This window comes from Pedobacter humicola, from assembly GCF_056490705.1.
Map to the genome: position 1 here is coordinate 35,423 of NZ_JBWJIG010000009.1, position 25,200 is coordinate 60,622.

Sequence of the window (25,200 nt, forward strand, 5' to 3'; positions counted from 1 at the left end):
CAATTCTATCTAAAATAAACATATAAAACACCCATGATGGCCAGAAGCGCCACCGATAAAAATTTGTAATTGCCTATACCGCTCCATCCTTTGCTTTGCAAGGGCTCCCAGATAGATTTCCAGTACAGTACTTCGCTTTGTGCAGTGTGTTTTACCGGATAGATATATGAAAACACAATTTGCGTAACCGCACATACGCAGAAAAGGTAAAAGGCCATCATCATGAATGGGATTTGACCGATAAAAGTTTCGGTACCGTAAACCTTATTTACAATAAACACCGCTACGCCCAATATGGAGCCGATAAGCAAGGTATATTGTGCCGACTCAGCCGATGCTTTTTTCCAGAATACACCCAATAAAAATACGCAGGTAATGGGTGGTGCAATGTGTGCAATCACATCGTTTATCCCTTCGAACAAACTTTGGTAACTGTTTAATAAAGGCAACAAGGCAATGGACACAATTAAAGCAACTCCTGCCGCCCAACGCCCAACGGTTACCAATTGTTTATCGCTGGTTTCGGGTTTAAAACGTTTGTATAAATCGTAGCTACTTAAAGTGGCAATAGAGTTTAATGCTCCTGCAATCTGGCTCATCAATCCCGATAGGAGCGCAGCTACCAATATACCTACCAATCCTTTTGGCAAAAGCTGGGTAATCATCAGGGTATAAATCCCTTTGGTATTTAAAATGGTTTCGCCATTGGCACCAACACTTTGTAAGGTCGATAAATCCATCGAACCAGATTTGTATAATGCATAGGCAAACAGGCCAGGTAGCACAAATATGAAAACAGGTAAAATTTTAATGAAACCGCAAAATAACGCACCAACACGGGCATGGTTTTCATCTTTTGCACCCAAAACACGTTGTACAATGGTTTGATCGGCACACCAATACCAGATGCCCAAGATCGGATAACCTAAAAATACGGCGATCCAGCTCATACCACTTTTATCGCCTACGGGCCGGATCATACTAAGTTTGTCCATGGTGTTTTCCCTTTGTAGCACAGCGGTCATTTGATCCCAACCACCCACTTTGTTCCAGGCGAATACGGTAATAATGATCGCACCTGTAATTAATACCAAACTTTGTATGGTTTCGGTAACCACTACGGCTTTTAATCCGCCAATGATAGTGTACAAGCCTGTTAGTGTTGCGATTACGATGATGCTCTTGTACATGTTAATGCCAAATAGCGTTTCGAGCACGATACCTCCTGCTAAAAAGGAAAAAGCAATGTGTATAATAATGGCCGAAAGGATAGAGATAAAGGCGAGCCAATCTCTACAGGCACGGTTATAACGGCGTTCTAAAAAATCGGGAAGGGTAGAGATGCCTGAGCGGATATAAAAAGGAATAAACAGCAGGGCTAAAAGAATGAGCGTAAAAGCGGCCATCCATTCGAAGTTGCCGTTTAAAAGCCCTGAGTCGAATCCACTTTGAGCCAAACTAACCAAATGTAAGCACGAAATATTAGTAGCAAATAAAGCCAAACCAATCATAGGCCATTTGAGGCTTTTGCCAGCTAAAAAATATTCGCCGCTAGTGGTCTCCTGATCCTTTTTCTTTCGCGTACCTGTCCACAGCCCTATGGTTACAATGAATAATATATAGGCGATGGTAATTATAATATCGAGGGTGCTGATCATATTTGCAAAGTTTAACGTTTATTTTAAATCACAACTGCTCCCTGCCTCCTGAGGCGTAATGTAAACACCATGCTCAATCTTTATCGGGTTTACAAAATGTTGTTTTAAATGCGGGATATGTTCCAAAAATAAAGCCTGATGCCCCATGGCAATGTGGTTAAACAGCACAAGATGCTGATGCAGCTGACCCATATCACCAACATGCGGTACAACCGGGACCCCGAATTTTTTGCACATTAAGCTGATGGTAATAAATTCGCTTACCCCACCAACGCGTACAGCATCTACCTGAGCAAAACTGGTACAACCGGTTTGTAAATAATTTTTAAAAATAATGCGGTTGGGAACATGTTCACCCAGTGCCAGTTTTACAGGTGCAATGGCTTTAGCCAAGGTTTGGTGTGCCAGAACATCATCGGGATGGGTGGGCTCTTCAACCCAGTAAGGGTTCATGTTTTTTAGCTCATTACAAATGGATATCGCTTGTGGTAAAGTCCACTGTTGGTTGGCATCTAACATTACCTTTGCGTTTTCTCCGGCAACTTCCCGTACAATATTAGCTCTTCTGATGTCCCGCTTTGGATCTGCTGAACCCACTTTCAGTTTCATGGCCGTAAAACCGTTATCAATCGCTTTTTTACAATTTTCGCGTACTTTTTCATCATCGTAATTGAACCAGCCCACAGAAGTATCGTAACCTGGATAGCCAGCACTGAGTATACCTTCCCTCGATTTTTTCGAATCCGCCTGACTTTGCAGCATTTCTATAGCTTCTTCTCTGGTGAGTACATCTTCCAGATAGGAAAGATCGAGGGTATTTACAATTTCTTCAGGGCTAAGGTCGATCAATAATTTCCATAAAGGTACACCACGCTTTTTTGCCCATAAATCGTAACAGGCATTGGTAACAGAAGCCAATCCTAAATGTACCACGCCTTTGTGAGGCCCAAGCCATCTAAATTGCTGCTCGTTTGATAAGGTTTTAAAAGTTTCTCCAAAATTGCCCATCAGCTCTTCAATGCCAATGCCCTTTAAAGTATCGGCATAAAATTGTGCAGCATTACAAACCAGATCATTACCTGCGCCCAATGTAAAAGCCAGTCCCGTTCCCGTTTTGCCATTTTCGGTAAGTTGTGTTACGGCATATGAATATTGGGGATCTTTGTGTATGGCATCGCTTCCGGCACCAGTTGCCAGTTCAAATCGTTTATCGCTAATGTCAACTTTGTTTATCATGTTAATTGTCGGGATTATAAAATGGTTCTATAGCCAAGTTCTGCACCACCACTTACCGGTAAAATAGTTCCGGTAATAAAGCGGGCAGCGTTGCTCAATAAAAAAGTACAGGCATCGGCAATGACATCGCCTGCAGGCATATCGCCTAGTGGCTGTAAGTGATTCAGGTATTTTTCAATTTCACCTGCATTAGGTTGCTCCCGGCTCCAGGCCTGTAATGTTGGGGTGTTTATTGCTGCGGGCGATATGGCGTTCACCCTGATTTTAAATGGAGCATAATCTAAGGCCATGGCTTTGGTGAGGGCGTTAATTGCTCCTTTAGTAGCCACATAAACCGCATGGTTATCCTGGCCGATACTGCCCACCATCGAACTTGTATTTAAAATGCAACCCTGAGATTTTTTTAAATGCGCTATCCCGTAACGGGTCGTGAATAAAATGCTTTTTAAATTGATATCCATTAATAAATCCCACTCCGGGTTACTCGTCTGATCTAAGGTTTTTGATGGATGGGCAATGGCTGCATTATTGTGGATGGCATCGATGCGGCCATACTTATCGATGATGGTATTAAATGCATCAGCCACCTCGGCTTCGTTGGCCAGGTTACAAATTAAAGCTAATGTATCTTTGCTTTTAAGTTTCTCCAGTTTATCATTGCTGAGCTGGTTTTTATCTAATATACAAACGGTAGCGCCTGCTTTTACATAAGCTTTTGCGCATTCCCAACCGATACCACCTCCTCCGCCTGTAAGTACGATAATTTTATTTTCTAGCATGTCTGTGTTTTAATATTTGGTTAATATTTCGCTAATTTATTGATGAAAATTTAGAATGACTGGAATAGGGTTCGCTGATACTGACTCTATATTAGCTATTATTGTTATTTAAGTGTTGAGTTATGATAATATATCAGTTTTTTATAACTTGCCTTCGTTAACCAAATATGATGAAACCCATTTTTGCTAAAATACTGGATGGTAAGGTAAACGATGTTTATGGTTTAAAGGTAGTAGATGCACCTTATTTTTCTACCGAGTTTCATTTCCATGAAGAATGCCAGCTTACTTACACCATCGAAAGTGAAGGACGGCGCATGATCGGCGATAGCATCGAAGATTTTAATTCCGACGAGCTGATTTTTGTAGGCTCTAACCTACCGCATGTATGGCATAACAGTAACCAATATTTTAACGATGTAGATGCACATGCACACGCGCGCTCAGTTTCCATATTTATACATCCGGATAAAATTCTTGATCTTTTTAAGGAACCCGATAATATCCAGCGCATCAAAAACTTTCTTCAACTGGCCAAAAGGGGAATGAAATTTGGTGATGAAGTGAAGAAGAAGTTAAAGGAGCTGATGTTAAAAGTAGCCCTGCAGACCGAAGAAATCGGGCGTTTAATCGGGGTACTCGAAATTTTAAACCTGCTCTGCTCCACCAGGAATTACGAATTGTTAACCAGCCCGGGGTATACGAACAACTATCAGTTGAAAGATAACGACCGGATGGATAAAATTTTAAAATACGTTTTTGATAATTTTAATCAGGAAATCCTGCTCCATGCGGCCGCCGAAATGACAAATATGAACAAGCAGGCCTTTTGCCGGTATTTCAAAAACCGCACGCAGAAAACTTTTGTAACCTTTGTAAATGAGGTGAGGATAGGCCATGCCTGTAAGTTAATGGCCCAGAGCGATCAGCAGATCAGTGAGCTGGCTTATTCGTGCGGTTTCAACAGTCTTTCTAATTTTAATAAGTTTTTTAAACTCGCCAAAGGAGTTACGCCCAAGGAATATAAGAAGATGTTGCTGGTGGATTAGTGTTTCGACCACGTTCAGGATGGATAATCGCCATGTATTCTATCGCATCATGTCATCCTGAGCGTGGCCGAAGGAGCTTTATAGTTATGAGAGGACCCAAGGCTTACTTTGTTTTCGCTTCTTCTGTACTTAATAGAGCTTCCAGTTCTTTTATTTTTTCAGGGTATTTTGAGGCCAGGTTGTTTTTCTCGCCTACATCATCTGCTAAGTTATATAACTGGGCCGTAGGCAGGTTGCCGCTATCGGTATGTGTAAGTTTGTAATAGGCTTCTCCCTTTGATGGCCGGATGTATTTCCAGTTATCTTTAACAATAGCCAGTTGGTTGCTCTGTTCGATGTAAAAATCGCGGCCCTTGGCATCTTTTCCAATAAAAGCATTCCACACATTTTTACTGTCGATGGCATTTTTGCTTTCAATATTGAAGAAACTGGCAAAAGAGGCCAGGAAATCGATTTGCGAAACGAGCGCATTGGAAACACCAGGTTTTATTTTAGCCGGCCACGAAACAATAAAAGGTTCGCGGGTACCACCTTCCAAAATGCTGTATTTGCCACCACGCAATTCGCCAGCAGGCGTATGTCCGTTCAGCTTTTCAGCACCCTGATCTTCATAACCATCCATAATTACAGGTCCGTTGTCACTGCTAAAAATAATCATGGTGTTTTTATCCAGACCAAGGTATTTCAGTTGTTTCGTAATTTCGCCAACGGCCCAGTCGAGCTGTAAAATTACATCGCCCCTGTAACCCAGTTCACTTTTGCCTTTAAACATGGTGGCGGGTAAGCGGGGTACATGTGGTTCGGTTAAGGCATAATATAGAAAAAACGGTTCTTGTTTATGGTTTTCAATAAAGTTTTTGGCTTTAGTTAAAAAGGTGAAAGGGATTTCTTCATCCGTCCAGCGTGCCAATTTACCACCCTGCATATAACCGATGCGTCCTATGCCGTTTACAATCGTCATGTTGTGGCCATGATTCGCTTCTGCAGGCATTTTTAAAAGCTCAGGATGATCTTTCCCGGTTGGATCAGTACCCACGGGATTTTTGTAATCAACCGTAATCGGATCTTTCGGATCTAAACCCACCACCAATTGGTTTTCCATAAAAACGGTTGGCACCCGATCGGCAGTAGCCGGGAAAATAAACGAATAATCAAAACCTACTTCTCTCGGACCGGGTTTTACTTCCTTGTTCCAGTCTTTTTCAACTGCAGTACCCAGGCCTAAATGCCATTTACCAACCAAGCCTGTTTTATAACCTGCCTGCTGAAAAACGGCTGGAAGTGAGCTGTTATCTGTCGGTACGATCAATGCCGCGTCGCCAGGTAAAACACCAGTTCCCTTTTTACGCCAGGCATATCTGCCCGTCATTAACGAATAACGCGAAGGGGTACAGGTGGAGGCTGTGGCGTGACCATTGGTAAACCTTAATCCCTGTTTGGCCAGTGCATCAATATTTGGTGTTTTGATTTTGGTTGCACCATAGCAACTGAGGTCGCCATAACCCAGATCATCGGCATAGATGATAATCACATTGGGTTTCTTTTGTGCGGTAGCATAAAGATTAAAGCTGGCGAGGCCAATAATAAGGGAAAGTAAAAATTTGTGGTTCATGGTTAGAAAAGGTATTCGGTTAGGCATAAAAAAGGCCAAACAATGATGTCTGGCCTGATATATTATAATATTAATCTGCTGCTAAAAACGGGTAACGGTAATCAGTTGGCGATTCGAAAACCTCTTTAATCGTACGTGGAGAAACCCAACGCAATAAGTTGATCATTGAGCCTGCCTTATCATTTGTGCCTGAGCCTCTTGCGCCACCAAATGGCTGCTGACCTACAACGGCACCAGTACATTTATCGTTGATGTAGAAGTTACCAGCCGAATTGCGTAAAGCATGACTTGCCTTATCAATCGCATACCTGTCTTGTGCGATTAAAGCACCGGTTAGAGCGTATGGAGAAGTGGTATCAATTACTTCTAAAATCTGATCGAAATCTTTATCGGCGTAAACATAAACCGTTAAAACCGGACCGAACAATTCTTCGCTCATGGTGGTGTATTTCGGATCATCAACCACTAAAATGGTTGGTTCGATGAAATAGCCCTTCGTTTTATCGTAGTTACCACCGGCGATAATTTCTACACCTTTATCTTTTTTAGCCTGGTCGATATATTTAGCCAGTTTATCAAAAGAACGCTCATCGATAACAGCATTGATAAAATTGCCGAAATCTTCTGTTCCGCCCATTTTGAAGGTAGCCAGATCAGCTAACATTTGTTCTTTAATTTCCGGCCAAAGGCTTTCTGCAATGTACACACGGCTGGCTGCAGAACATTTTTGTCCCTGATATTCGAAAGCACCACGAACAATGGCTGTGCTGGCAACTTTCGTTTGTGCCGATGGATGAACCAGGATAAAATCTTTACCACCGGTTTCGCCCACGATACGTGGATATGACCGGTATTTATGGATGTTTGTTCCGATAGTTTGCCAGATTTCCTGGAATACTTTGGTAGAGCCTGTAAAGTGGATCCCTGCAAAATCAGCGTGGTTAAAAATTACTTCTCCAGTTTCAGGACCATCAGCATATACCAAGTTGATTACGCCATCAGGTAAACCCGCTTCGCGGAAAATTTCCATCAACAGGTTAGCAGCGTAAACCTGTGTATCGGCAGGTTTCCAAACCACAACGTTACCCATCATCGCAGCAGATGCAGGTAAATTAGCCGCGATAGCTGTAAAGTTGAAAGGCGTAAGGGCGAACACAAAACCTTCTAAAGGGCGTTGCTCTACACGGTTCCAGCTTCCACGCGGAGAAACAGGAGGTTGCTGTTTGTAAATATCTACCATATAACTTACGTTAAAACGCAAGAAATCGATCAGTTCGCAAGCGGCATCAATTTCAGCCTGGTAGGCATTTTTGCTTTGCCCCAACATCGTCGCAGCGTTTAATTTATAGCGGTATTTACCTGCAATCAGGTCGGCAGCTTTTAAGAAAATAGCAGCGCGGTGTTCCCATGTTAGGTTTTCCCAATCCTGTTTTGCTGCTAAAGCAGCGTCAATTGCCTGAGTGATATGGGTTTTATCGCCAATACTGAACTGGGCTAAAATATGTTGGTGATCGTGTGGTGCAACAACTTTACCTTTTTTGCTGGTATGAACTTGTTTGCTGCCAATATACATCGGAATGTCTTGTTGGTAAGAGCGGGCTTCGGCCAGTGCTTCTTTTAAAAGTGCACGTTCTTTACTGCCTGGGCCATAATTTAATATAGGTTCGTTTACCGGAGCGGGTACGTTAAAAAATCCTTTAAGCATATTTTATTTTTTATGATTTGGGCAAATATAAGGCTTTTTGAGCTAGGCCATTCCATTATTCTGTAAAGAAAAGCGGGCAAACGTTTGTGTAGGCAGTCCGAAGGCGGAAGTCCGGAGACCGAAGCCAGGGAGCAGGTAATTTTAAAGAAGTTGTGGTTAAAATATGGATAGTTTGGATCTTAGCAGACGCGTTGACAAATTATCCACAGGGTGGCAAAGAATCTGTCACCTTGTAATTAATACACCAAAGCCAGATACTGCCCATGATGGCTCACAGAGCCTGGTTTTGTGCTTTTATAATCGAATAAATGATCTGGAGATGTGTAAATGACAATGCTGATGCTTTTTAAGTTGCCAGATTCAGCTGACGCTACTGTATGAAGATAGCTTGTTTCAATATCGCTTTTCGTGAAATAAGTATGATCCTCAATATTCACCTCACCATAAGTTTGCCCGGTGTTTGAATGGATCGAACACTTTAAACTTTTCGGGGCGAAACTCCTGATACCGGTTTTACGGTTATATATTTTATAGGCCGATTCTTTCATGCTCCACAATAGCCAAACCATTTCATCAGGGTTTTCAGATGAAGTAATCAGTAACTGTTCTTCAGCCGTGAAAATTTTATGGAGGTAATTTTTACGCCGCCAGTTGCTTTGGGTTTTGGCCAAAACTAAATCAACAATATCATTGCCCAGCACGCGCTTCCAGTTTTTCTGCTATGATTTCCGTTGTGGCTTTTACATTGAGCATTTTTGCCATCGAATCGTTGTCTATTTCGATCTTGAATTTTTCTTCAATGTCTAAAATGATGTCAACCAGATTGGCAGAGTTTATTTTAAGGTCATTAATAAAATCGGTGTTTTCGTCTATATCGGCCAAAGCCGTCGTTTCTTCGCTATAAGGCTCAACAATTGTTTTTAAGGCTTCGATGATCTGTTCTTTATTCATGGGAGTATTTTTTAAAGATAACGCAGGCATAAATGTCGCCAAATCCAAAACTGGCTTTCGCTAAGATATTAAATGGTTGTTGAATTAAAGTTTGTGGAATACTTTTTACATCGATTAATTCGCTAATCTCAGGGTTTAAGTCTTCACAGTTAATATTGGGGAAAATAAACCCTTCGTGAAGTTCCAGTACCGAAGCCACACATTCAATGCTGCCCGATGCTGCGATGCAATGGCCGATCATGCCTTTTAGTGAATTCATATATGGGAAATCATCCGCCGGTAATTGTAATGCGGTTTTCCAGTTTTCAATTTCCAATGCATCCTTGGTTGTAGCGGTAAGGTGGCCGTTAATTACATCTATTTGGTGAGCCTCGATACCTGCATTTTGTAAAGCGGCCTGTATGCATTTTTGAACGGCAGTAGGATTTGGTGCCGTCATGGTGCCCAGGCCCCGCTGACCGCCAGCATTGATGTGTCCACCAAGCACTTCTCCATAAATTTTGGCCTTTCTGGCGACTGCACTTTCCAACGATTCTAAAACCAATGCCCCGGCACCACTTCCCGGTACAAAACCACTTGCCGTTACACTCATGGGCCTGCTGCCTTTTTCAGGTTCGTGGTTATGTTTAAAGGTGCATACTTTCATTGCATCAAAACCGCCCCAAATGTATGGACCGCTATCGCTGGTGCTGCCTGCCAGCATCCTTGTGGCTTGTCCGGTTTTAATCCTTTCGTAGGCCAGTAAAATGCTTTCGGCCCCGGTGGCACAAGCTGATGAATTGGTGCTTACCTGATTCCCTAAACCGAGTTTTCCACTGATAAATGCACTTACGCCACTGGCCATGGTCTGGATCACCACAGAACTGCCCAGCTTTTTGATTTCCAGTTCATCGATTTTATTAATCGCCCACCTAAATTTATCTATTCCCGAAGTTCCGGCGCCGAAAATGGTGCCGCTGTCCCAATCGGGTTCTTCATTGTTCTCTATGGCCAAACCTGCATCCTTCCAGGCATCTAAACCAGCAATTACCCCATAAACAATTCCTGTGCTGTTCAGGTTGCGTAATTCGAGGGGCGTAAAATACTGACTAATGCGTTCGTCACTTAACTCGGGTTTTCCGGCTATCTGGCAGGAAAAATTTAAAGCCTCGAGGTCGGGCTGATGGCGGATACCAGAAACACCATTTTTTATCGCCTCCGAAAATTCCGGAATAGTCGTCCCATTGGGTGCGCAAATGCCTAAACCTGTAATCACGACTCTGTTACTCATTTTCTTTTGAAATTAACATACCCGAAATATTTCCTTTGCAGACTATTTCGCCAGCTGCATTTTCCATTCTTACATTGCAGCTTAATTTATTAAACCTAAAATACACTTTCTCACTCGTTACCTTAACCTGCTCGCCCGGATAAACTGGTTTTAAAAAGTCAACGGCGTTTGATGTCATGGCGATGGATACCTTTTGATCAATATCTTTTAACAGATAAATCCCTAAACACACCAGGCCAATCTGAGCCATGGTTTCGGTGAGGATTACCGCTGGCGTAACCGGATGATCTTTAAAATGACTTTCGTAGAAAGGAAGATCTTTACCATAGGTGTATGTTCCCGTTGCACCGTTTTCATCAATATGCAACAACTCATCAACAAATAGAAAAGATTTGCCGTAGGGAAGTTTAGCTAATATTTCATCTTTTGTCATGAGGAAGGGTGAATGGTTGAATTTTGAATATTTACCACTGTAAAAGAATACGCTGGGCCGAGAAACCTGGGCCGAAGCTGAGCATCAAACCTTTTTCGCCGGCTGCGGGTTTCTTATCCATCATCCTTTCTAAAACATATAAAACCGTTGCGCTGCTCATATTTCCATAAAGCCTTAATACTTCTTTGGTCTCATCGATGTTTTTGCCGAGCTGGCCAAACAGTTCTTCTGCGATCTGGATGATCTTTTTCCCGCCGGGGTGGAAAATCAGGTGGTTGATATCATCTATAAGTAAATTGTTTTTGGCCAGAAAAGGGTGAATAATGTTAGGAAAATGATCAGCTATGGTTTCGGGTACCGCTACATCCAATACCATTTGCAATCCGGTATTGGTGAGTTTAAAACCCATCATCTCTTCGGCATCGTAGAAATGGTACATTTCTTCGGCTAATATTTCTGGTCCACCATCTGCTTCATCCGAACTTAACAGCACACAGGCCGCACCATCGCCAAATATGGCCGCACTTACAATGTTGGCCATCGAAAAATCATTTAGCTGAAAAGTCGCCGTTGGCGATTCAACCGCAACAACCGCTGCCCGCTTACCAGGATTTGCTTTCAGGAAATTTTTAGCATAAATCATACCCGATACCCCAGCGGCACAGCCCATTTCGGTTACCGGCAGGCGAACAATATCCTGACGGAGTTTCAATAAATTGATCAGATAGGCATCTAAAGAAGGAATCATAATGCCTGTACAGCTTACCGTAATAATGTAATCCACATCCTGTGCCTGCCAACCCGCTTTTTCAAGCGCTGAGGTTAAGCATTGCGCACCCAGTTTGATGCCTTCCCTAACATAAATGGTATTGCGTTCTTCAAAACTTAAATCGCTGAACACTTCTTCAGGCGACATGATCGAATAACGTTTATCAACCGCCGCACCTTCGAAAATCTTCTTTACTTTTCTAACAAAGCGGTCGTCCTGATCTTTTAGCCAAGCATCAAGAAAGGGCAGAATCTCATCAGTTGATCTCCAGAATTCGGGCAAGGCTTTACTTACTGCTTTTACGGTTACGCTCATATTGTTTTAATTATCCATTGGTAGCGGAAAGCCCATTTCCATTTAATCGAACCCGATTTCAGGTTTAATTGTTTGCTGTATTTGATCAGGTCGGCTCTTTTAAATCCCCGGAGAATGGATACCAATCCATCCTCGCGCGACATATCGTTTAAACGGAACACATAACATAAGGCTTTAAAAAGGCGATAAGCCAATGCACTTCTTTGCAGATCGTTGATGACAATGCCCATTTTGGCCGATCTTTTAAAATTTTCCAACAGATCAATAATTTCTTCATCCTTAAAATGGTGTAGTGTTAAGGTGCAAAGCATAATATCGCAGGGTTCATCTTGATCTAAATCTTCAAAAATATTGCTACACTGATAAGAGATATTCCCATATTGATTAGATAAACTTTGCGCATGTTTAACCGTAAAACTGTTGGCATCAATTCCTTTTAAAATAAAATGTAACCCCTTGCTTTTGGCATAATCAGCCAAAGTGCGCAGCATATCGCCATTTCCACAGCCAATATCAGTAATACGTATAACTTCCTCCTTTGGTTTGCTGCGGATTAAGCTTTTGATGCCATCCAATGTAATTTTATTGCCGCCAAGCAATTGGTTAATGCTGGCGATTTTATCGAGCGCATCGCGGAGTATTTCACCTTCCATGGCAAAATCGTCCATAATTTCTGGGGCAGTGCTTCTATATGTGGTATCTATAGCCATTTATTGTGGAATAGTGATGGGTTTTCCGTGGGTTTGTTTAATGATTTTATCGAGCAAAAAGGGCATGTTGCTTAAAGTATTCATGGCAAAACTTTCGAGTGTATTGTTCCTTAATAAAGAAGATAAAATCCTGCCCATCTTTAAGCGGTTTTTGAAGGCACCGTTCCATTGTGCGGTATACTTTTGTTCCAGTACTGCACGCGAAGCAATTTTGCCATTCATCTTTTGAATCAATAGTTCTGAAACGATTTTGGCACTATGAATGGCCATGGCCATGCCATTTCCGCAGAGCGGATGGATCAGCCCGGCAGTATCCCCAATCATTAAGAGGTGTTGATAAACAGGTTCTTTGACCTCAAAAGAAACCTGACTAATGGTTAGTGGAGCCGCGAATAAGCTTTCAGCATTTTCGAAAATAGCCTTTAAATGACTGTTTTTGTAAAGAATGTTTTCCTGGTACGCCACAATATTTTTGTGTTTTTTAAAACTTTCATAATCGGCCAGATAACAGATGTTTAACCGGTTGTTTTCTACTTTCGAAACGCCACAATAGCCGCCGTTGAAATTATGCAGTCCAACCACATTGTTCGGGAAATCTGCTTTATAGTGTGCTTTAACGGCAAGATAGGGCGATTGTTTATGAATGAAATCCCGGTTGAGCTTTACATCGATCGCTGATCTTTTTCCATAAGCCCCGATCACATAGGGCGCAACATAAATGCTGTTAGCTGTTTCTACCGTAAATTGATCATGGTTAAAATTGATCTGCAACACCCGCTCGTGGATTACCCTGATATTTCTTTTGATGAGCTCGGTATAGAGATAATGGTCGATGATATAACGGCTTAAGCCAAAACCACCAAGCGGTAATTTGCGCTGAATGCTTTTGCCCGAAAGGGAAGTGAAAAGCAGATCGCTGATGAATGCAGGGTTCAGGTTTTCGATAGTTAAACCCAGCCATTCAAAATAGGGGAGCACTTCGTTCGAAATGTACTCGCCACAAACTTTGTGGTGGGGATAAGTATCTTTCTCGATCAGTATGACAGGTAAGCCCAGTTTGTTCAAATGGAGTGCCGCTGTTAAGCCTGCCAATCCACCGCCAATAATTAAAATTTCTGTTTCGGACTGCATATGATGAGATGGAACGCTAATATAACGTTTTAACGAGGTGTTTGTTCCAGTTGTGTAGCTTTAACCGCAAAGTGCAGAGAGAAAATCGCAGAGGGCGCGCAGCTGGGCGTGTAGGGTGCTGTCAGATGGTAACATCTGATCGGAATGATTATTTGTTTATAGCCATTTCCATTGCGTTTGTAAACCTTTAATAGTAGCAGTGTTGGTTTTGATTAAACGGGATTGCAGCGATATAATTTGTTTTCCTTCAAAACAAAAGATTTAGCGGAAAGCCCGACAAACATTAATGATATCTACAGCCCCTGATTTCCAACTAATCTTTATGATTGTATTGTTTGCGCTCGTTACTAAATGCATGCATCAGTAGCTTAAAGATTTTATTGCGATGAGCTATTCAACATTCGTAGGAAAGGAGCTTTAGCGACAGGTTTATCTATCGCTTCTTTCTTCCATGTTCAAATCTGTATCAAACGGACTCTTGGTAAAGGGATAAATGGTTTGTTTAAGAAAACCTTTCGGATAGGCCGCTTCGTGTACACCCGTTCCGGCCGGCCATTCCTTGCCCGGTAAATAATAGGTGCCAAAAATCATATCGATAAAAGGGAATATGGAAGCGAAATTATGTCCGTAATATTTAGGGTCTTCGCAATGGTGCCAATGGTGATATTGAGGGGTAGTGAAAATATATTTTATCGGGCCGAAGTTTATCCGCGTATTGGCATGGATCAGTACCGCGTGTATCGCGATAAAAATGATGTATACATTGAAAACAGTGGATGAGAAACCCAATACGTAAAGTGGAATAAAGGTCATGGCACGGGTAAAAAAGATATCAATAAAGTGCGTGCGGCTTCCGGCAAGCCAATCCATATTCTGCGTAGAGTGGTGTATGGAGTGGAAACGCCAAAGCGATACCCGGGTGTGAAAGAAACGGTGTGCCCAGTATTGAAATAAATCGGTGCTAAAAAATGCCAGGAACAGAGCCACAATAAAAGGCAAGCCTTGCACCCAGGTATGAAGTTTGTCTAAACCCATCCAGCCGAAAAACAATACGGCAGGTTTTTGGGTCACAATACCAAAAAACTGGATAAAAAGGTGACTAATTACAAAATAGGTTAAATCGGTGCGCCACTCTTCGTGGAATTTGGTCTGCTCGTTGTTTTTTGGGAAGAATAATTCTAAAGGGACAAAAATGGCCACCATTAAAAGCAGATCTAAAATCATCCAATCTAAACCGAAATGCCAGCCTGATTTAGCAACATCGCGGCCTTCCACACTTAATGCACCCAGTATCACTGCCAAGGCACCTAACGCAAAACCAGGCCAGGCCCATTTCAGTTTTTTGCTCAGGATTAAGCTTAATAATGAAAAGAAGAAACAGGCAATCACACCACCAAGCATTAAAACTTCCATGCTATCCTTGGTATATATTTCGCGGAACTCGGGTGTGGTGAGTTTTTCTGGATAATGAAAACACAGGATGCCTAAAATTGCCAGCACAGCTAAGAAAATTGAGATATATCCACTAATCTGGCCCTGGCCTACTACTAATCTTTTATTCGGAGACATTAAATATGTTTTTGATAGACAACAATGATAATAAAAAAAATATAAAATAACCGTGCATTGGGTTAATCGGTTAATTGTTGAAATCGGTTAACTATCAATTGAAAACTGGTCAATAGTTGATGGCCTAATCGTCCATTAATAATTGGTTATTGAACATTGGGCAAATTATAAGCAAAACGCCGGGCTCCAAACGCAAGGCTGATCAATCATCCACTCCAAACGCCTAACCTTCTTTATATTTTTGTTATTTAAAGAGAATAATTAAATTACACCTTTAAATAACCAAATAACGCCTCAAACCTATGTCATACCGCTCAAAAATCATATTATCAATTCTAATAAGCTGTTTTTTCATCTTGCCGCATGTATGGGCGCAACAAATCATTAAAGGATGGGTGGTTGGCGAGGGAAATAAAGGCATCGCATCGGTATCGATTTATAATAAACAAAAATTAATCGCCCTGAGCGATCCAGAAGGAAACTTTAGCTTTAAAATAGATTCGTTGATTAAGGGCCAATCGCTTTCCTTCAGTTCGGTGGGTTACGAAAGCCATTCAGTTAGGGTTGATGAGCGCAGCAGTGCCAGCGACCTCATCGTTAAGCTAAAAGACAAATACGTTAAATTGGATGATGTGCATATTTATGCAGCCAATTTTGCTGCTAGCTTAATGAAAAACGCGGTCGCGCACCTTGCAGATACCGGTGTGGTGAGCGAAAAACTGTTGTGCAGACAGTACATGGTAAAAGATGGCAAATACTATAGTTATGCCGAAGGCTTATTTAACCTCCGTACCGATGAATATAAAAACGATATCAGGTTACAGCTCGAGGGACTAAGAAGACTCAAAGAGCTCAGGAAAACCGGTAGTGTGAAGATCAATTATGCGGTTGATTTGAGAATCGAACTCAAATCTTATTTTGTAAGTAATCTCAACGATAACATGTTGAGCGAGGATAACGATTATGAAATTGAAGGTCAGGTAGAATACGAAGGCACAAAATGTTATAAAATATCTTTCACCAGGGCAAGGAATGTATTGTACAAACGCAAGAATGGATGGGTTTACATCACGGTAGATAAACACCTGATTAAAGGAATGGAAAGCAATATTGCTACGATAAACAAAAGTATGATCTGGATAAACAGACAAAACTATACCATCGAAAATGGTTTATCAAAGTTATCTTCTACCTATTTAAAGTGTAATGTGGTAGCCGGATTATTCTCAGAAGGGGAACCTTCGGCGGAAATGGAACTGGTTTTTTTGGAGAATATAGATCCTGAACAAAAAAACAGCAACAATTATTCTACCTTAAAACTCAGACAGGATTTTTATCAATACCCTAAAAAGAACAATGTTGAGCTTTGGAGTGAGAGCTATCAAAAACATAATCTATCCATTCCAAAGGTAATTGTCGAAACCTATAAATCGGATAAGGACATATTGGAACAGTTTTAATTTCTTTGGGTTAACTGGTTAATTGATGTCGGCTGCCAAACCCCAAACGCAAATCGGTTAACCGTACGCCAAGCGCAAGGCTGATTAATCGGTTCATCCACTCCAAACCCGCAACGCTGAACTCCCAACCCGAAAGGCTAATCGATTTCGGACTCCGGACTTCCGACTGTTTCCATTTTACATCCTGATGAAAACCATTTCCCGTACTCAACGGTTGCTTTATTGGCTCATGCCTTTCTTTTTTAAATAATCAGTATTTTTGAACCACGATATGCTATTGAACTATCTACGCCTTTTACTGCTTCCTTTTTCATTGATTTATGGAATAGCCATTACACTCCGCAAAAAATTATACGATTGGGGATTGATGCGATCTGTACCATTCGATTTACCCGTAATCTGTGTGGGCAATCTGGCTGTTGGCGGATCGGGCAAAACGCCTACCACCGAATATCTGGTGCGGTTATTGGCCGATTATAAAATCGCGATATTGAGTAGGGGCTATGGCCGCAAAACAAAAGGATTTATCCTGGCGGATGCCCATGCCACTGCCGAAACCATAGGCGATGAACCTTTACAATACCATCAGAAATTTGCAGGTGTAACCGTTGCCGTTTGCGAAAATCGTGTGAATGGGATTAATCAGCTTAAAGAAAACCATGATTTAATTATCCTCGATGATGCCTTTCAGCACCGTGCGGTAAGGGCGGGCTTTAATATCCTGCTTTTTGAATTCAGGAAATTGGGCACCTTGCAATTTTTATTGCCTGCAGGTAATTTAAGGGATGTTTTCTCCTCGCGTAAAAGGGCTGATGTATTACTGGTGACCAAATCGCCGGTGCCCTTGTTACATGTTGCACAACAGGCCTCAGTAAACGAACTGCAGCCCAATGCCCATCAGCCCGTATTGCACTCTTACCTAAAATATGGCAATCTTGTTCATTTGTACCATAACGAAAGCCGCACGGTCGAATCGGTAAGGGATTTCGAAATCTTTCTCTTAACGGGAATTGCGAACCCGGACCCACTGATCGAAGAACTCGGTAAATATTCCAGAAACATTAAACACGAAAAATATCCGGATCATTATGCTTTTAAAGAAGCAGATATCAAAAAGTTAAAAAGCACTTTTTTAGCGGAAAATAAAAAAGAAAAAATCATCATCACAACAGAAAAGGATAGCAAGCGTTTAAGAGCTACCGGATTTGAAGATTTACTGGTAGATTTACCCGTATATTATTTACCCATCGAGGTTGAATTATTTGAAGAAGATAAGATTACCTTTGACGAACTCATTTTAAACTATGTTAAGAGCAATAGAAGAAACCGTTGAATATATAAAACGTAAAACAGAGAACTTTAAGCCAGAAATAGGTATTATTTTAGGAACAGGCCTGGGTGGCCTGGTAAAAGAAATCGAAGTTGAACATCAGTTGATGTATTCCAATATCCCAAATTTTCCCATTTCAACTTTAGAGTTTCATAGTGGTAAATTAATCTTTGGAACATTAAACGGTAAGAAAATTATTGCCATGCAAGGGCGTTTACATTATTATGAAGGCTATAGCATGCAACAGATTACCTTCCCTGTAAGGGTAATGAAGGGTTTGGGTATCGAAAACCTGATTGTATCCAATGCAGCAGGTTCATTAAATCCTGAGTTCAGAAAAGGTGATTTGATGGTTATCGAAGATCATATTAACCTGCAGCCCGATAACCCGTTGCGTGGATTAATCGAAAGTGAACTGGGTCCCCGTTTTCCGGATATGAGCCAGCCTTACAAACGCGATATCATTGCAAAGGCTTTAACTATTGCCCAGGAAGTTGATATTAAATGTCATAAAGGCGTTTATGTTGCCGTTTCAGGTCCAAATTTAGAGACCAAGGCAGAATATAAATATTTACGTTTAATTGGTGCGGATGCCGTTGGCATGAGCACTGTCCCAGAAGTCATTGTGGCCAACCACGCAGGCTTACCTGTTTTCGCTATTTCGGTGTTAACAGATGAAGGTTTTCCTGAGGATCTCCAGCCCTTTAATTTAGAGGAGATTTTAGCGGCTGCAGCCAAAGCAGAACCAAAAATGACAGAAATTTTAACCCGCTTAATCGCCGAACTGTAAAATGCGTAAGGTCGTTCAAATCTGTTTTTTGCTGTTCATGCTCGCTGGCATCAATAATGCCTTTGCACAGGATCTAAAAACAAACGTTGGTACCAATAAGGAACTCGATTCGGTTAGGAAAAAACTGGATGGCGGAAAAGATTCTGTTGTTTTTACGGCAAAATTCATCCGTTTTACCAAACTTTCGCTAAGTAAAGATAGTATTGTGCTGTTACCTTTAGACACTACCACTACCAACATCCAGAACTACAGTCCGCTTTTGCAGCCTTTGCATCCCACCATCAGCACGGGCAACATGGGTTTGGCCGCACGGCCATTGTTGTTCGAGCCCAGTAAACGGATCGGTTTTGATGTGGGTTTCCACTCTTTCGACTACTATGCGCTCACACCCGAAGATATTATTTATTACCAGGCGAGAACGCCCTTTACAAGTTTGTATTTTATAAGTGGTGGAAAAACAGAACAGCTTTTTAGGGCTATACACACACAAAACATTAAGAAAAACTGGAATGTTGGCGTCAATTTTAACCGTGGAGATTCTAAGGGCTTTTACTCGAGGCAACGTGGCGATAATTTGAATGTGGCTATATTTTCCTGGTACCAATCGCCAAGCAAACGGTATAACATGTGGGCATCAGCCATTTTTAACACCATGCGTGGTTATGAAAACGGTTCGGTAGTGGCGCAAAATATTTTTGATCCGGGCTATAATAAGATCAGCAGGGATGCCGAGGCCATAAACCTATCGGATGCGCGGAATATGTATAAAAAGAATACTGTATTTTTAAAGCAGACTTATTATGTAGGCCGAATAGATACCTCTGCCAACGTAAATAATGCTGTTTTGCCAACCAATAAGGTGAGCTACACCTTTGAATACAATAACGAAAGTTACGATTTTTATAAAAACGGTACCGATCCGAACAATGTTTTGCCTCCAGGGATAAACAGCACAACATTTACAAACGATTCTACCCATGTACAGCACATCAAAAATGAATTTATTTATAGTTTTTTCTTAAGACCTAAAAATTCATCACTCATAAAAAATGAGCTAAAAGTTGATGCGGGGATTAGGCACGACTATTATAAACACGAATTTTTGGGGATTAAACAAGACGGTACAAATTACGAGCAAAGCCGCTTTGCGTATCAGAATATTACCATTCTAGGTGCTGCGGGTTACAGGTTTTCGAATAATATTGATTTTAACCTGGATGTAGAGCAGATATTACAGGGCGAAAATGCCGGCGATTACCTCTATGAAGCAAAAAGTAAAATCCTTTTGGGTAAAAAAATCGGTAGGATTGAATTAGGGGCCTATGTGCAGAACCAAACGCCAGCTACCATTTTCGACTATTACCATGGCAACCACTACCAATGGACCAATAACGACTTTAAAAATACCAAAATTGCCAATTTATCTTTTAACTATATCAATGACAAATATGCTTTTAATGCGGGAGCTAAATATTTCTTAACCAGTAACTATCTGTATTTCGCCGCCGACCATAGCAATGGCACCACTGCGATTTTACCTAAGCAGGAAACAGCAGATATCAGCCTGATCAGGATTGATGTGTCTAAGAAATGGAAGTTTGGCAGATTTGCAATGGAAAACTACATTGCTTACCAAAAAACGGATAAAAATGCCATTTTAAGAACACCTGAATTTTACACCTATAACAGTATTTATTTTGATAATACCTTCTTTAAAGTGTTAAAGGCAAACATTGGTATCGATGTAAGGTACAATACGGAGTATGCAAATTACTTGTATTCGCCTGCAACTGCGCAGTTCTACATAGATGAAACCAACCCGGTAAGCTTTGTTTCTAAACCTATTGTGGATGTATTCTTCAAGGCCAATTTAAAACGGGCCAATCTGTTTGTTAAATATGATTTTATCAATCAGGGCTTGTTTCAACAGGGGTATTATACCGTAAACAGATATCCCATGCAAGATGCCTTATTGAAATTTGGCGTAACCTGGAATTTTTACGATTAAAATCATCAGACATAAAAAAGCCGTGCCAATGTAAAATCGGCACGGCTTTTTTATTTTTAAGGTTTTCTTAGAAAGAATAACCAACTGAGAAACCTAACACGCGGTTGGTTAATTTATTGGTATTGGCCTGTCTGTCTTTAGGTGTTAAATCGGTTAAACCTAAGCCATAGTTGGCACCTACTAAAAATCCTGAATTGGTACGGTAAGCTAAACCAAAGTTTGCACCAAATTCTGTACTGTTGTAGTTTTTATCATTGGCACTACCAAACGATAAATCCCTGTCATTAGAGGTGGTAACGGTAGAACTGTTGTTATTCGAATTGTTCACTGTTGTAACTACATTTTCTCCTTTATCTTTACCTGAGATGTTAAATCCGATATATGGTCCGGCACTGATCTGAACTGCACCAGCATCGCCGGTAGGAATTCTCAATACCGCATTAATTGGTACCTCAATCGCCATTAGATTGGTTTTGACAGAAGATGTGGTGGTAACCGTATTGCCCAAAGCGGTAGTGGTGTTTACAGATTCGAATTTGTTACCCTTATTCTGTAAGGATACACCTGGTTGGATAAAGAAGTTATTTCCTACACCAAAATCACCAAATGCAGTAACATTAAAACCCACATTGTTTTTTGCATTATCGTTAAAAGCATTGGCTGCGGCATCGTCGCCACCAGCATGAAACTTCGAGAGGTTAACACCGGCTTTTATTCCAAAACGCGAAGTTTCACCAGTCATTTTTGTTTGTGCAAATGCACCTGTTGCCAATAATAAAACTGAAGCGCTTAATAATAACTTTTTCATAATATTTTTCTTTTAGAAGAATCTTGTTTAAAAATTTCAGGCTTTAACCTGTTGTTAATTACAAGCCTCAATTCCAAAAGCTGTGCCAAAGTATCAAGTCTGTTACAAATAATTCGGTAATCTACTGGTTTACAGAGTCTTTTTTAATGGATTTCAGTATAATTACCATGCCTGTTACTTCCGGTAACGAGCACCTCTTTATGTATACATAACAGGAATAAAGAAAAGGATGGGGAATCCTTTGCCGTTAAATGAATAATGCCAAAACCTGAAACTTATGTTTTTTGTGGTTTCTTTTTTGCCGCTGGGAAAAGCACATTGTTTAAAATCAATCGGTAGCCTGGCGAATTGGGGTGCAGGTTTAAATCCGTTGGCGGGTCGCCAACCGCGTGCTGGTAATCTTCCGGGTCGTGCCCGCCGTAAAAGGTGAACTGCCCCTTCCCGATTTCGCCATGTAGATACCTTACTTCTGCCGCGCCTTTGTTTTCGCCCAAAACGGTAACACTTGTTTTAACCAGGCTTTTTCTAAAAGCAGTAGTTTGGCCCATAAAGCCCTTAATCACTTTATCATGATCCTGGGTGAGCATAGTCGGAACCAGATCCCATTTGGCCGAAAAATCGAACAAGGTGAAATAATCGTTGCTTTGGTTCAGTGTACGGGTTTGGGTAGCATCAATATCCGAAAATTCATAATTCATCGGGTTGTTGTCCAGCTTAAAATTCTGAAAAGCCAGTGTTTTATTAAAATCCAGTTTGGCCTGTGCATTCGGGTCGGCAGCATCGCCATCGAACATCTGCGCGCAAATATCTACACCCTCGGCTGCCAGTGCAATATCAAAACTGTCGGTGCCCGAGCACATGGCAAACAGAAAACCGCCGCCTGCACAGTATTCTTTGATGTGTTTGGCTACGGCCAGTTTCATTTCAGAAACCTTTTTATAGCCCATGCGTTTGGCCAGGGTTTCCTGGTTTTTTACATCTTCCTGGTACCAGGTGGCATACCTGAAGTTAGCCCAAAAGCGCCCGTACTGACCAGTAAAATCTTCATGATGCAGGTGTAACCAGTCATATTTGCTTAATTTATCCTGTAAGATATCGTCATCATAAATCACATCGTATGGAATTTCAGCATAGGTTAAAACCAGGGTAACGGCATCATCCCAGGGTAATTTACTTTTTGGGGAGTACACTGCGATTTTGGGCGTTTTCTCCAGTTTAACCATTTCCATATTTACCGAAGGATCACTGATCTCGTTTAACAGGTTGGTCACCTTTCCATCAGCCAGTACCTCGTAAGATACCCCGCGGATTTTAAGTTCGTCTTCAACCGTCTTATTATACTTAATTAAGAAACTTCCGCCACGGTAATTTAAAAGCCAATCCACCTCCAGCTGTTTGCTAATGGTCCAATAGGCAATTCCATAAGCTTTCAGGTGGTTTTTTTGGTCCTCATCCATATAAATCAACAGTGATGAGGCCCTTAAGCCCAGAGTGCAAAGCAGGCAAATGAGCAGGATATAATATTTCTTTGTCAAATCGATTCGCTTAAAACACTAAAATACCGCATTTAAACTGTATAGAAAAATTTAATGATGTTATAAGTTATACAATTTTGTTATTTTTGCCCTCTACTAAAAAAACGAGAAAGTTTTTGAGGTGAATAAAATTTAAAATTAGTACCGATATTGATATGAGTAAAGCAATAATAAAAACAGAAAAAGGCGAAATGACTGTAGAATTCTACGAGAATGATGCGCCGAAAGCCGTTGCAAACTTTAAAAAACTAGCTAAAGAAGGCTTTTATGATGGTGTAACTTTTCACCGTGTAATTCCTAACTTTATGGTTCAGGGTGGATGCCCAAATTCGAAAGATCCCGCTAAAGCACATTTAGCAGGTACTGGTGGCCCGGGTTACAAAATCGATTGCGAACTGGACGGTGAAAATCAATTTCACGACCGTGGCGTTTTATCAATGGCACATGCTGGCCGCAACACTGGTGGATCACAGTTTTTTATCTGCCACAGCAGGACCAATACAGCGCATTTAGACCGTAACCATACTTGTTTTGGTAAAGTTGTGGAGAATGTTGATCTTGTAGATGATATCCGTCAGGGCGATAAAATTTTAAACATTGAAGTTTTAGAAGATTAAAAATAGATGCGAGATTTGAGACATTGGATTTGAGACTTGATTGCTCTGATTGGTGCCCCTATCTCATTTAATAATTGAACAAAGAGTTTTAGTTATTTGATTTGAGTGATTTCTCATATCTCATATCTCGAATCTCATATCTCACAAAAAATATGAATTTAAGAGGAATTGTTGCCGTATCTGGCAGACCGGGTTTATTTAAACTGGTTGGACAAAATAAAGTAGGTTACATTTTAGAGGGCTTAGACGCCCAAAAAACTAAAGTGGTAGCCAATATCACCAATACAAAATTAGCTTCGTTAGAAGATATTACGGTATATGGTGAAGAAGAAGAAATTAAACTGGCTGATATTTTTGCCAAGATTGCTGCAAAAGGATCTACTCCGGATTTGAAAGGCGATTTACGCGCTTACTTTCTTGAAGTAGCACCAGGCCACGATCAGGACAAAGTTTATGCTTCAGATATGAAGAAAATCATTACCTGGTATAACCTGTTAAAGGATCTTCCTTTGTTTACAGAAGAGACTCCTGAAACACCGGGTACACCTGCAGAGGTTAAATTATCAGAAGAAAAAGCAGCTTCAGATAAAAAACAAAAAGCTACAGGTGCTAAAGCATCAGCAAGTGCTAAAGCCACAACTAAAACTTCAGCTCCTGCTAAAAAAGCCAGCATGACGAGTAAAAAAGGCGTTTAAGCATTATTTACATCGTGATAGAAAACACCAGTCCATTCGTCTGGTGTTTTTTTTGTGGAATTAATCGAAAAAATAATAAAGTACTGCTACAATAACCAAAGAAGCAATAATGCTGATCCATAGGTATTTATTGTTGCCGTTCTGATTGCTTTTATATCGGTATTCCCGTTTATATTTATCTAATAACATCGGTTCTTTTATTTAATGATGATTTTTATCCCTCTTTTCCATATTTGATTCTCACCCTAACATTACCCATCTTACCTCAACCATCTTCCATCTGGTTATGCGTGATGATAAGGTTCGCCCTTTAAAATGCTAAATCCGCGGTAAAGCTGTTCTACAAAAAACAACCTGATCATCTGGTGCGAAAAAGTCATGTCGGATAAGGAGATTAATCCGTTTGCCCGTTTGTAAATGCTTTCATCAAATCCATACGGCCCACCAATAATAAAGATTAAATGCTGCACACTGCCGATCATCTGTTTATTTAAATAGCTGGAAAACGCTACCGAGGTATATTTTTTTCCCTTTTCATCTAATAAAATAACAACATCGCCATTATTGATTTGTTTGTGCAAAAGCTCCGCTTCTTTGGTTTTTTGCTGTGCTTCGCTTAAATTTTTAACGTTTTTTACATCTGGCAAAGCCACAAAACTAAAGTTGATATAATGCTTCAGGCGGTTGATGTATTTATCAATTCCTTCGATCAGATACTTGTCTTCGGTTTTGCCAATGGCGATCAGCGTAATCTTCATTTAATATTTCCC

Annotated in this window: 25 protein-coding genes; 7 read left to right on the plus strand and 18 right to left on the minus strand. The window is 40.9% G+C overall.

All coding sequences use genetic code 11. From position 1 onward, the window contains the following. Positions 1 to 5: 5 nt before the first annotated feature. From AC04Q1_RS14985 to AC04Q1_RS14995, 3 genes are read right to left on the minus strand one after another with little or no spacing between them, the layout of a single operon-like run. Positions 6 to 1,658 carry a sodium:solute symporter gene (locus tag AC04Q1_RS14985; protein ID WP_478365398.1) on the minus strand — a complete coding sequence of 551 codons (1,653 nt, stop codon included), beginning with the start codon at positions 1,656 to 1,658 and terminating at the stop codon, positions 6 to 8. 18 nt (positions 1,659 to 1,676) lie between these two features. Next, a complete protein-coding gene (locus AC04Q1_RS14990) occupies positions 1,677 to 2,894 on the minus strand; it encodes an enolase C-terminal domain-like protein (RefSeq protein ID WP_478365399.1) in 1,218 nt (405 codons plus the stop codon). A gap of 14 nt (positions 2,895 to 2,908) precedes the next feature. Continuing rightward, positions 2,909 to 3,673: an SDR family NAD(P)-dependent oxidoreductase gene (locus AC04Q1_RS14995; RefSeq protein WP_478365400.1), complete on the minus strand. Its 765-nt coding sequence runs from the start codon at positions 3,671 to 3,673 to the stop codon at positions 2,909 to 2,911. Positions 3,674 to 3,840: 167 nt separating this feature from the next. Here AC04Q1_RS14995 and AC04Q1_RS15000 point away from each other — a divergent pair, with 167 nt between their 5' ends. Further along, positions 3,841 to 4,722: an AraC family transcriptional regulator gene (locus AC04Q1_RS15000; RefSeq protein ID WP_478365401.1), complete on the plus strand. Its 882-nt coding sequence runs from the start codon at positions 3,841 to 3,843 to the stop codon at positions 4,720 to 4,722. A gap of 103 nt (positions 4,723 to 4,825) precedes the next feature. On the opposite strand, the gene AC04Q1_RS15005 is transcribed toward AC04Q1_RS15000, so the two are convergent. From AC04Q1_RS15005 to AC04Q1_RS15050, 10 genes are all read right to left on the minus strand, one after another. After that, positions 4,826 to 6,334 (minus strand): sulfatase family protein, encoded by a 1,509-nt coding sequence (locus AC04Q1_RS15005; protein WP_478365402.1) that lies wholly within the window; start codon positions 6,332 to 6,334, stop codon positions 4,826 to 4,828. 70 nt (positions 6,335 to 6,404) lie between these two features. Then, positions 6,405 to 8,039, minus strand: a complete 1,635-nt coding sequence (pruA, locus tag AC04Q1_RS15010) for an L-glutamate gamma-semialdehyde dehydrogenase (protein WP_478365403.1) — start codon at positions 8,037 to 8,039, stop codon at positions 6,405 to 6,407. Positions 8,040 to 8,275: 236 nt separating this feature from the next. Continuing rightward, positions 8,276 to 8,740, minus strand: a complete 465-nt coding sequence (locus AC04Q1_RS15015) for a 4'-phosphopantetheinyl transferase family protein (RefSeq protein ID WP_478365404.1) — start codon at positions 8,738 to 8,740, stop codon at positions 8,276 to 8,278. Next, positions 8,727 to 8,990 (minus strand): acyl carrier protein, encoded by a 264-nt coding sequence (locus tag AC04Q1_RS15020; protein WP_478365405.1) that lies wholly within the window; start codon positions 8,988 to 8,990, stop codon positions 8,727 to 8,729. The genes AC04Q1_RS15015 and AC04Q1_RS15020 overlap by 14 nt, the downstream gene beginning before the upstream one ends. Then, positions 8,983 to 10,260, minus strand: coding sequence for a beta-ketoacyl-[acyl-carrier-protein] synthase family protein (locus AC04Q1_RS15025; RefSeq protein WP_478365406.1), 1,278 nt, complete (start codon positions 10,258 to 10,260; stop codon positions 8,983 to 8,985). Before AC04Q1_RS15025 ends, AC04Q1_RS15020 begins: the two co-directional genes overlap by 8 nt. Next, positions 10,253 to 10,693, minus strand: coding sequence for a 3-hydroxyacyl-ACP dehydratase FabZ family protein (locus AC04Q1_RS15030; protein ID WP_478365407.1), 441 nt, complete (start codon positions 10,691 to 10,693; stop codon positions 10,253 to 10,255). Before AC04Q1_RS15030 ends, AC04Q1_RS15025 begins: the two co-directional genes overlap by 8 nt. Positions 10,694 to 10,724: 31 nt before the next feature. Then, positions 10,725 to 11,777: a type III polyketide synthase gene (locus AC04Q1_RS15035; protein ID WP_478365408.1), complete on the minus strand. Its 1,053-nt coding sequence runs from the start codon at positions 11,775 to 11,777 to the stop codon at positions 10,725 to 10,727. Continuing rightward, positions 11,774 to 12,487: a methyltransferase domain-containing protein gene (locus AC04Q1_RS15040; protein ID WP_478365409.1), complete on the minus strand. Its 714-nt coding sequence runs from the start codon at positions 12,485 to 12,487 to the stop codon at positions 11,774 to 11,776. The genes AC04Q1_RS15035 and AC04Q1_RS15040 overlap by 4 nt, the downstream gene beginning before the upstream one ends. Continuing rightward, a complete protein-coding gene (locus tag AC04Q1_RS15045) occupies positions 12,488 to 13,618 on the minus strand; it encodes an NAD(P)/FAD-dependent oxidoreductase (protein WP_478365410.1) in 1,131 nt (376 codons plus the stop codon). It lies immediately after the preceding gene. Between the two features lie 429 nt (positions 13,619 to 14,047). Then, positions 14,048 to 15,187, minus strand: a complete 1,140-nt coding sequence (locus tag AC04Q1_RS15050) for a sterol desaturase family protein (RefSeq protein ID WP_478365411.1) — start codon at positions 15,185 to 15,187, stop codon at positions 14,048 to 14,050. Between the two features lie 356 nt (positions 15,188 to 15,543). Between AC04Q1_RS15050 and AC04Q1_RS15055 the strand changes: the two genes are divergently transcribed. Then, positions 15,544 to 16,647: a hypothetical protein gene (locus AC04Q1_RS15055; protein ID WP_478365412.1), complete on the plus strand. Its 1,104-nt coding sequence runs from the start codon at positions 15,544 to 15,546 to the stop codon at positions 16,645 to 16,647. A gap of 10 nt (positions 16,648 to 16,657) precedes the next feature. On the opposite strand, the gene AC04Q1_RS15060 is transcribed toward AC04Q1_RS15055, so the two are convergent. Further along, on the minus strand, positions 16,658 to 16,858 hold the full coding sequence (locus AC04Q1_RS15060) for a hypothetical protein (RefSeq protein ID WP_478365413.1): 201 nt from the start codon (positions 16,856 to 16,858) through the stop codon (positions 16,658 to 16,660). Between the two features lie 48 nt (positions 16,859 to 16,906). Here AC04Q1_RS15060 and lpxK point away from each other — a divergent pair, with 48 nt between their 5' ends. From lpxK to AC04Q1_RS15075, 3 genes are read left to right on the plus strand one after another with little or no spacing between them, the layout of a single operon-like run. Beyond that, positions 16,907 to 17,980: a tetraacyldisaccharide 4'-kinase gene (gene lpxK / locus AC04Q1_RS15065; protein ID WP_478365414.1), complete on the plus strand. Its 1,074-nt coding sequence runs from the start codon at positions 16,907 to 16,909 to the stop codon at positions 17,978 to 17,980. Continuing rightward, positions 17,952 to 18,767 (plus strand): purine-nucleoside phosphorylase, encoded by an 816-nt coding sequence (locus AC04Q1_RS15070; RefSeq protein WP_478365415.1) that lies wholly within the window; start codon positions 17,952 to 17,954, stop codon positions 18,765 to 18,767. The genes lpxK and AC04Q1_RS15070 overlap by 29 nt, the downstream gene beginning before the upstream one ends. A 1-nt stretch (position 18,768) precedes the next feature. Beyond that, on the plus strand, positions 18,769 to 20,775 hold the full coding sequence (locus AC04Q1_RS15075) for a putative porin (RefSeq protein WP_478365416.1): 2,007 nt from the start codon (positions 18,769 to 18,771) through the stop codon (positions 20,773 to 20,775). Between the two features lie 67 nt (positions 20,776 to 20,842). Here the strand turns inward: AC04Q1_RS15075 and AC04Q1_RS15080 are convergent, their stop codons facing one another. Both AC04Q1_RS15080 and AC04Q1_RS15085 read right to left on the minus strand, forming a co-directional pair. Continuing rightward, positions 20,843 to 21,583 (minus strand): outer membrane beta-barrel protein, encoded by a 741-nt coding sequence (locus tag AC04Q1_RS15080; RefSeq protein ID WP_478365417.1) that lies wholly within the window; start codon positions 21,581 to 21,583, stop codon positions 20,843 to 20,845. Positions 21,584 to 21,858: 275 nt separating this feature from the next. After that, a complete protein-coding gene (locus AC04Q1_RS15085) occupies positions 21,859 to 23,040 on the minus strand; it encodes an asparagine synthetase B (RefSeq protein ID WP_478365557.1) in 1,182 nt (393 codons plus the stop codon). A gap of 233 nt (positions 23,041 to 23,273) precedes the next feature. On the opposite strand from AC04Q1_RS15085, the gene AC04Q1_RS15090 reads away from it, so the two are divergent. Together AC04Q1_RS15090 and AC04Q1_RS15095 are read left to right on the plus strand one after the other, a co-directional pair. After that, complete coding sequence (locus AC04Q1_RS15090) at positions 23,274 to 23,735, plus strand: peptidylprolyl isomerase (protein ID WP_025145145.1); 462 nt, start codon at positions 23,274 to 23,276, stop codon at positions 23,733 to 23,735. Positions 23,736 to 23,887: 152 nt separating this feature from the next. Beyond that, positions 23,888 to 24,430, plus strand: a complete 543-nt coding sequence (locus AC04Q1_RS15095) for a DUF5606 family protein (protein ID WP_478365418.1) — start codon at positions 23,888 to 23,890, stop codon at positions 24,428 to 24,430. Between the two features lie 60 nt (positions 24,431 to 24,490). Here the strand turns inward: AC04Q1_RS15095 and AC04Q1_RS15100 are convergent, their stop codons facing one another. Next, positions 24,491 to 24,619, minus strand: a complete 129-nt coding sequence (locus AC04Q1_RS15100; protein ID WP_478365419.1) for a hypothetical protein — start codon at positions 24,617 to 24,619, stop codon at positions 24,491 to 24,493. Between the two features lie 95 nt (positions 24,620 to 24,714). After that, positions 24,715 to 25,188, minus strand: a complete 474-nt coding sequence (gene rlmH, locus AC04Q1_RS15105) for a 23S rRNA (pseudouridine(1915)-N(3))-methyltransferase RlmH (RefSeq protein ID WP_478365420.1) — start codon at positions 25,186 to 25,188, stop codon at positions 24,715 to 24,717. Positions 25,189 to 25,200: the final 12 nt, after the last annotated feature.

Coding starts and splice junctions, on each gene's coding strand:
- AC04Q1_RS14985 (WP_478365398.1), bottom strand. CDS start 1,658: ATGATCAGCACCCTCGATATTATAATTACCATCGCCTATATATTATTC.
- AC04Q1_RS14990 (WP_478365399.1), bottom strand. CDS start 2,894: ATGATAAACAAAGTTGACATTAGCGATAAACGATTTGAACTGGCAACT.
- AC04Q1_RS14995 (WP_478365400.1), bottom strand. CDS start 3,673: ATGCTAGAAAATAAAATTATCGTACTTACAGGCGGAGGAGGTGGTATC.
- AC04Q1_RS15000 (WP_478365401.1), top strand. CDS start 3,841: ATGATGAAACCCATTTTTGCTAAAATACTGGATGGTAAGGTAAACGAT.
- AC04Q1_RS15005 (WP_478365402.1), bottom strand. CDS start 6,334: ATGAACCACAAATTTTTACTTTCCCTTATTATTGGCCTCGCCAGCTTT.
- pruA (WP_478365403.1), bottom strand. CDS start 8,039: ATGCTTAAAGGATTTTTTAACGTACCCGCTCCGGTAAACGAACCTATA.
- AC04Q1_RS15020 (WP_478365405.1), bottom strand. CDS start 8,990: ATGAATAAAGAACAGATCATCGAAGCCTTAAAAACAATTGTTGAGCCT.
- AC04Q1_RS15025 (WP_478365406.1), bottom strand. CDS start 10,260: ATGAGTAACAGAGTCGTGATTACAGGTTTAGGCATTTGCGCACCCAAT.
- AC04Q1_RS15030 (WP_478365407.1), bottom strand. CDS start 10,693: ATGACAAAAGATGAAATATTAGCTAAACTTCCCTACGGCAAATCTTTT.
- AC04Q1_RS15035 (WP_478365408.1), bottom strand. CDS start 11,777: ATGAGCGTAACCGTAAAAGCAGTAAGTAAAGCCTTGCCCGAATTCTGG.
- AC04Q1_RS15040 (WP_478365409.1), bottom strand. CDS start 12,487: ATGGCTATAGATACCACATATAGAAGCACTGCCCCAGAAATTATGGAC.
- AC04Q1_RS15045 (WP_478365410.1), bottom strand. CDS start 13,618: ATGCAGTCCGAAACAGAAATTTTAATTATTGGCGGTGGATTGGCAGGC.
- AC04Q1_RS15050 (WP_478365411.1), bottom strand. CDS start 15,187: ATGTCTCCGAATAAAAGATTAGTAGTAGGCCAGGGCCAGATTAGTGGA.
- AC04Q1_RS15070 (WP_478365415.1), top strand. CDS start 17,952: ATGTTAAGAGCAATAGAAGAAACCGTTGAATATATAAAACGTAAAACA.
- AC04Q1_RS15075 (WP_478365416.1), top strand. CDS start 18,769: ATGCGTAAGGTCGTTCAAATCTGTTTTTTGCTGTTCATGCTCGCTGGC.
- AC04Q1_RS15080 (WP_478365417.1), bottom strand. CDS start 21,583: ATGAAAAAGTTATTATTAAGCGCTTCAGTTTTATTATTGGCAACAGGT.
- AC04Q1_RS15085 (WP_478365557.1), bottom strand. CDS start 23,040: ATGGATGAGGACCAAAAAAACCACCTGAAAGCTTATGGAATTGCCTAT.
- AC04Q1_RS15090 (WP_025145145.1), top strand. CDS start 23,274: ATGAGTAAAGCAATAATAAAAACAGAAAAAGGCGAAATGACTGTAGAA.
- AC04Q1_RS15095 (WP_478365418.1), top strand. CDS start 23,888: ATGAATTTAAGAGGAATTGTTGCCGTATCTGGCAGACCGGGTTTATTT.
- AC04Q1_RS15100 (WP_478365419.1), bottom strand. CDS start 24,619: ATGTTATTAGATAAATATAAACGGGAATACCGATATAAAAGCAATCAG.
- rlmH (WP_478365420.1), bottom strand. CDS start 25,188: ATGAAGATTACGCTGATCGCCATTGGCAAAACCGAAGACAAGTATCTG.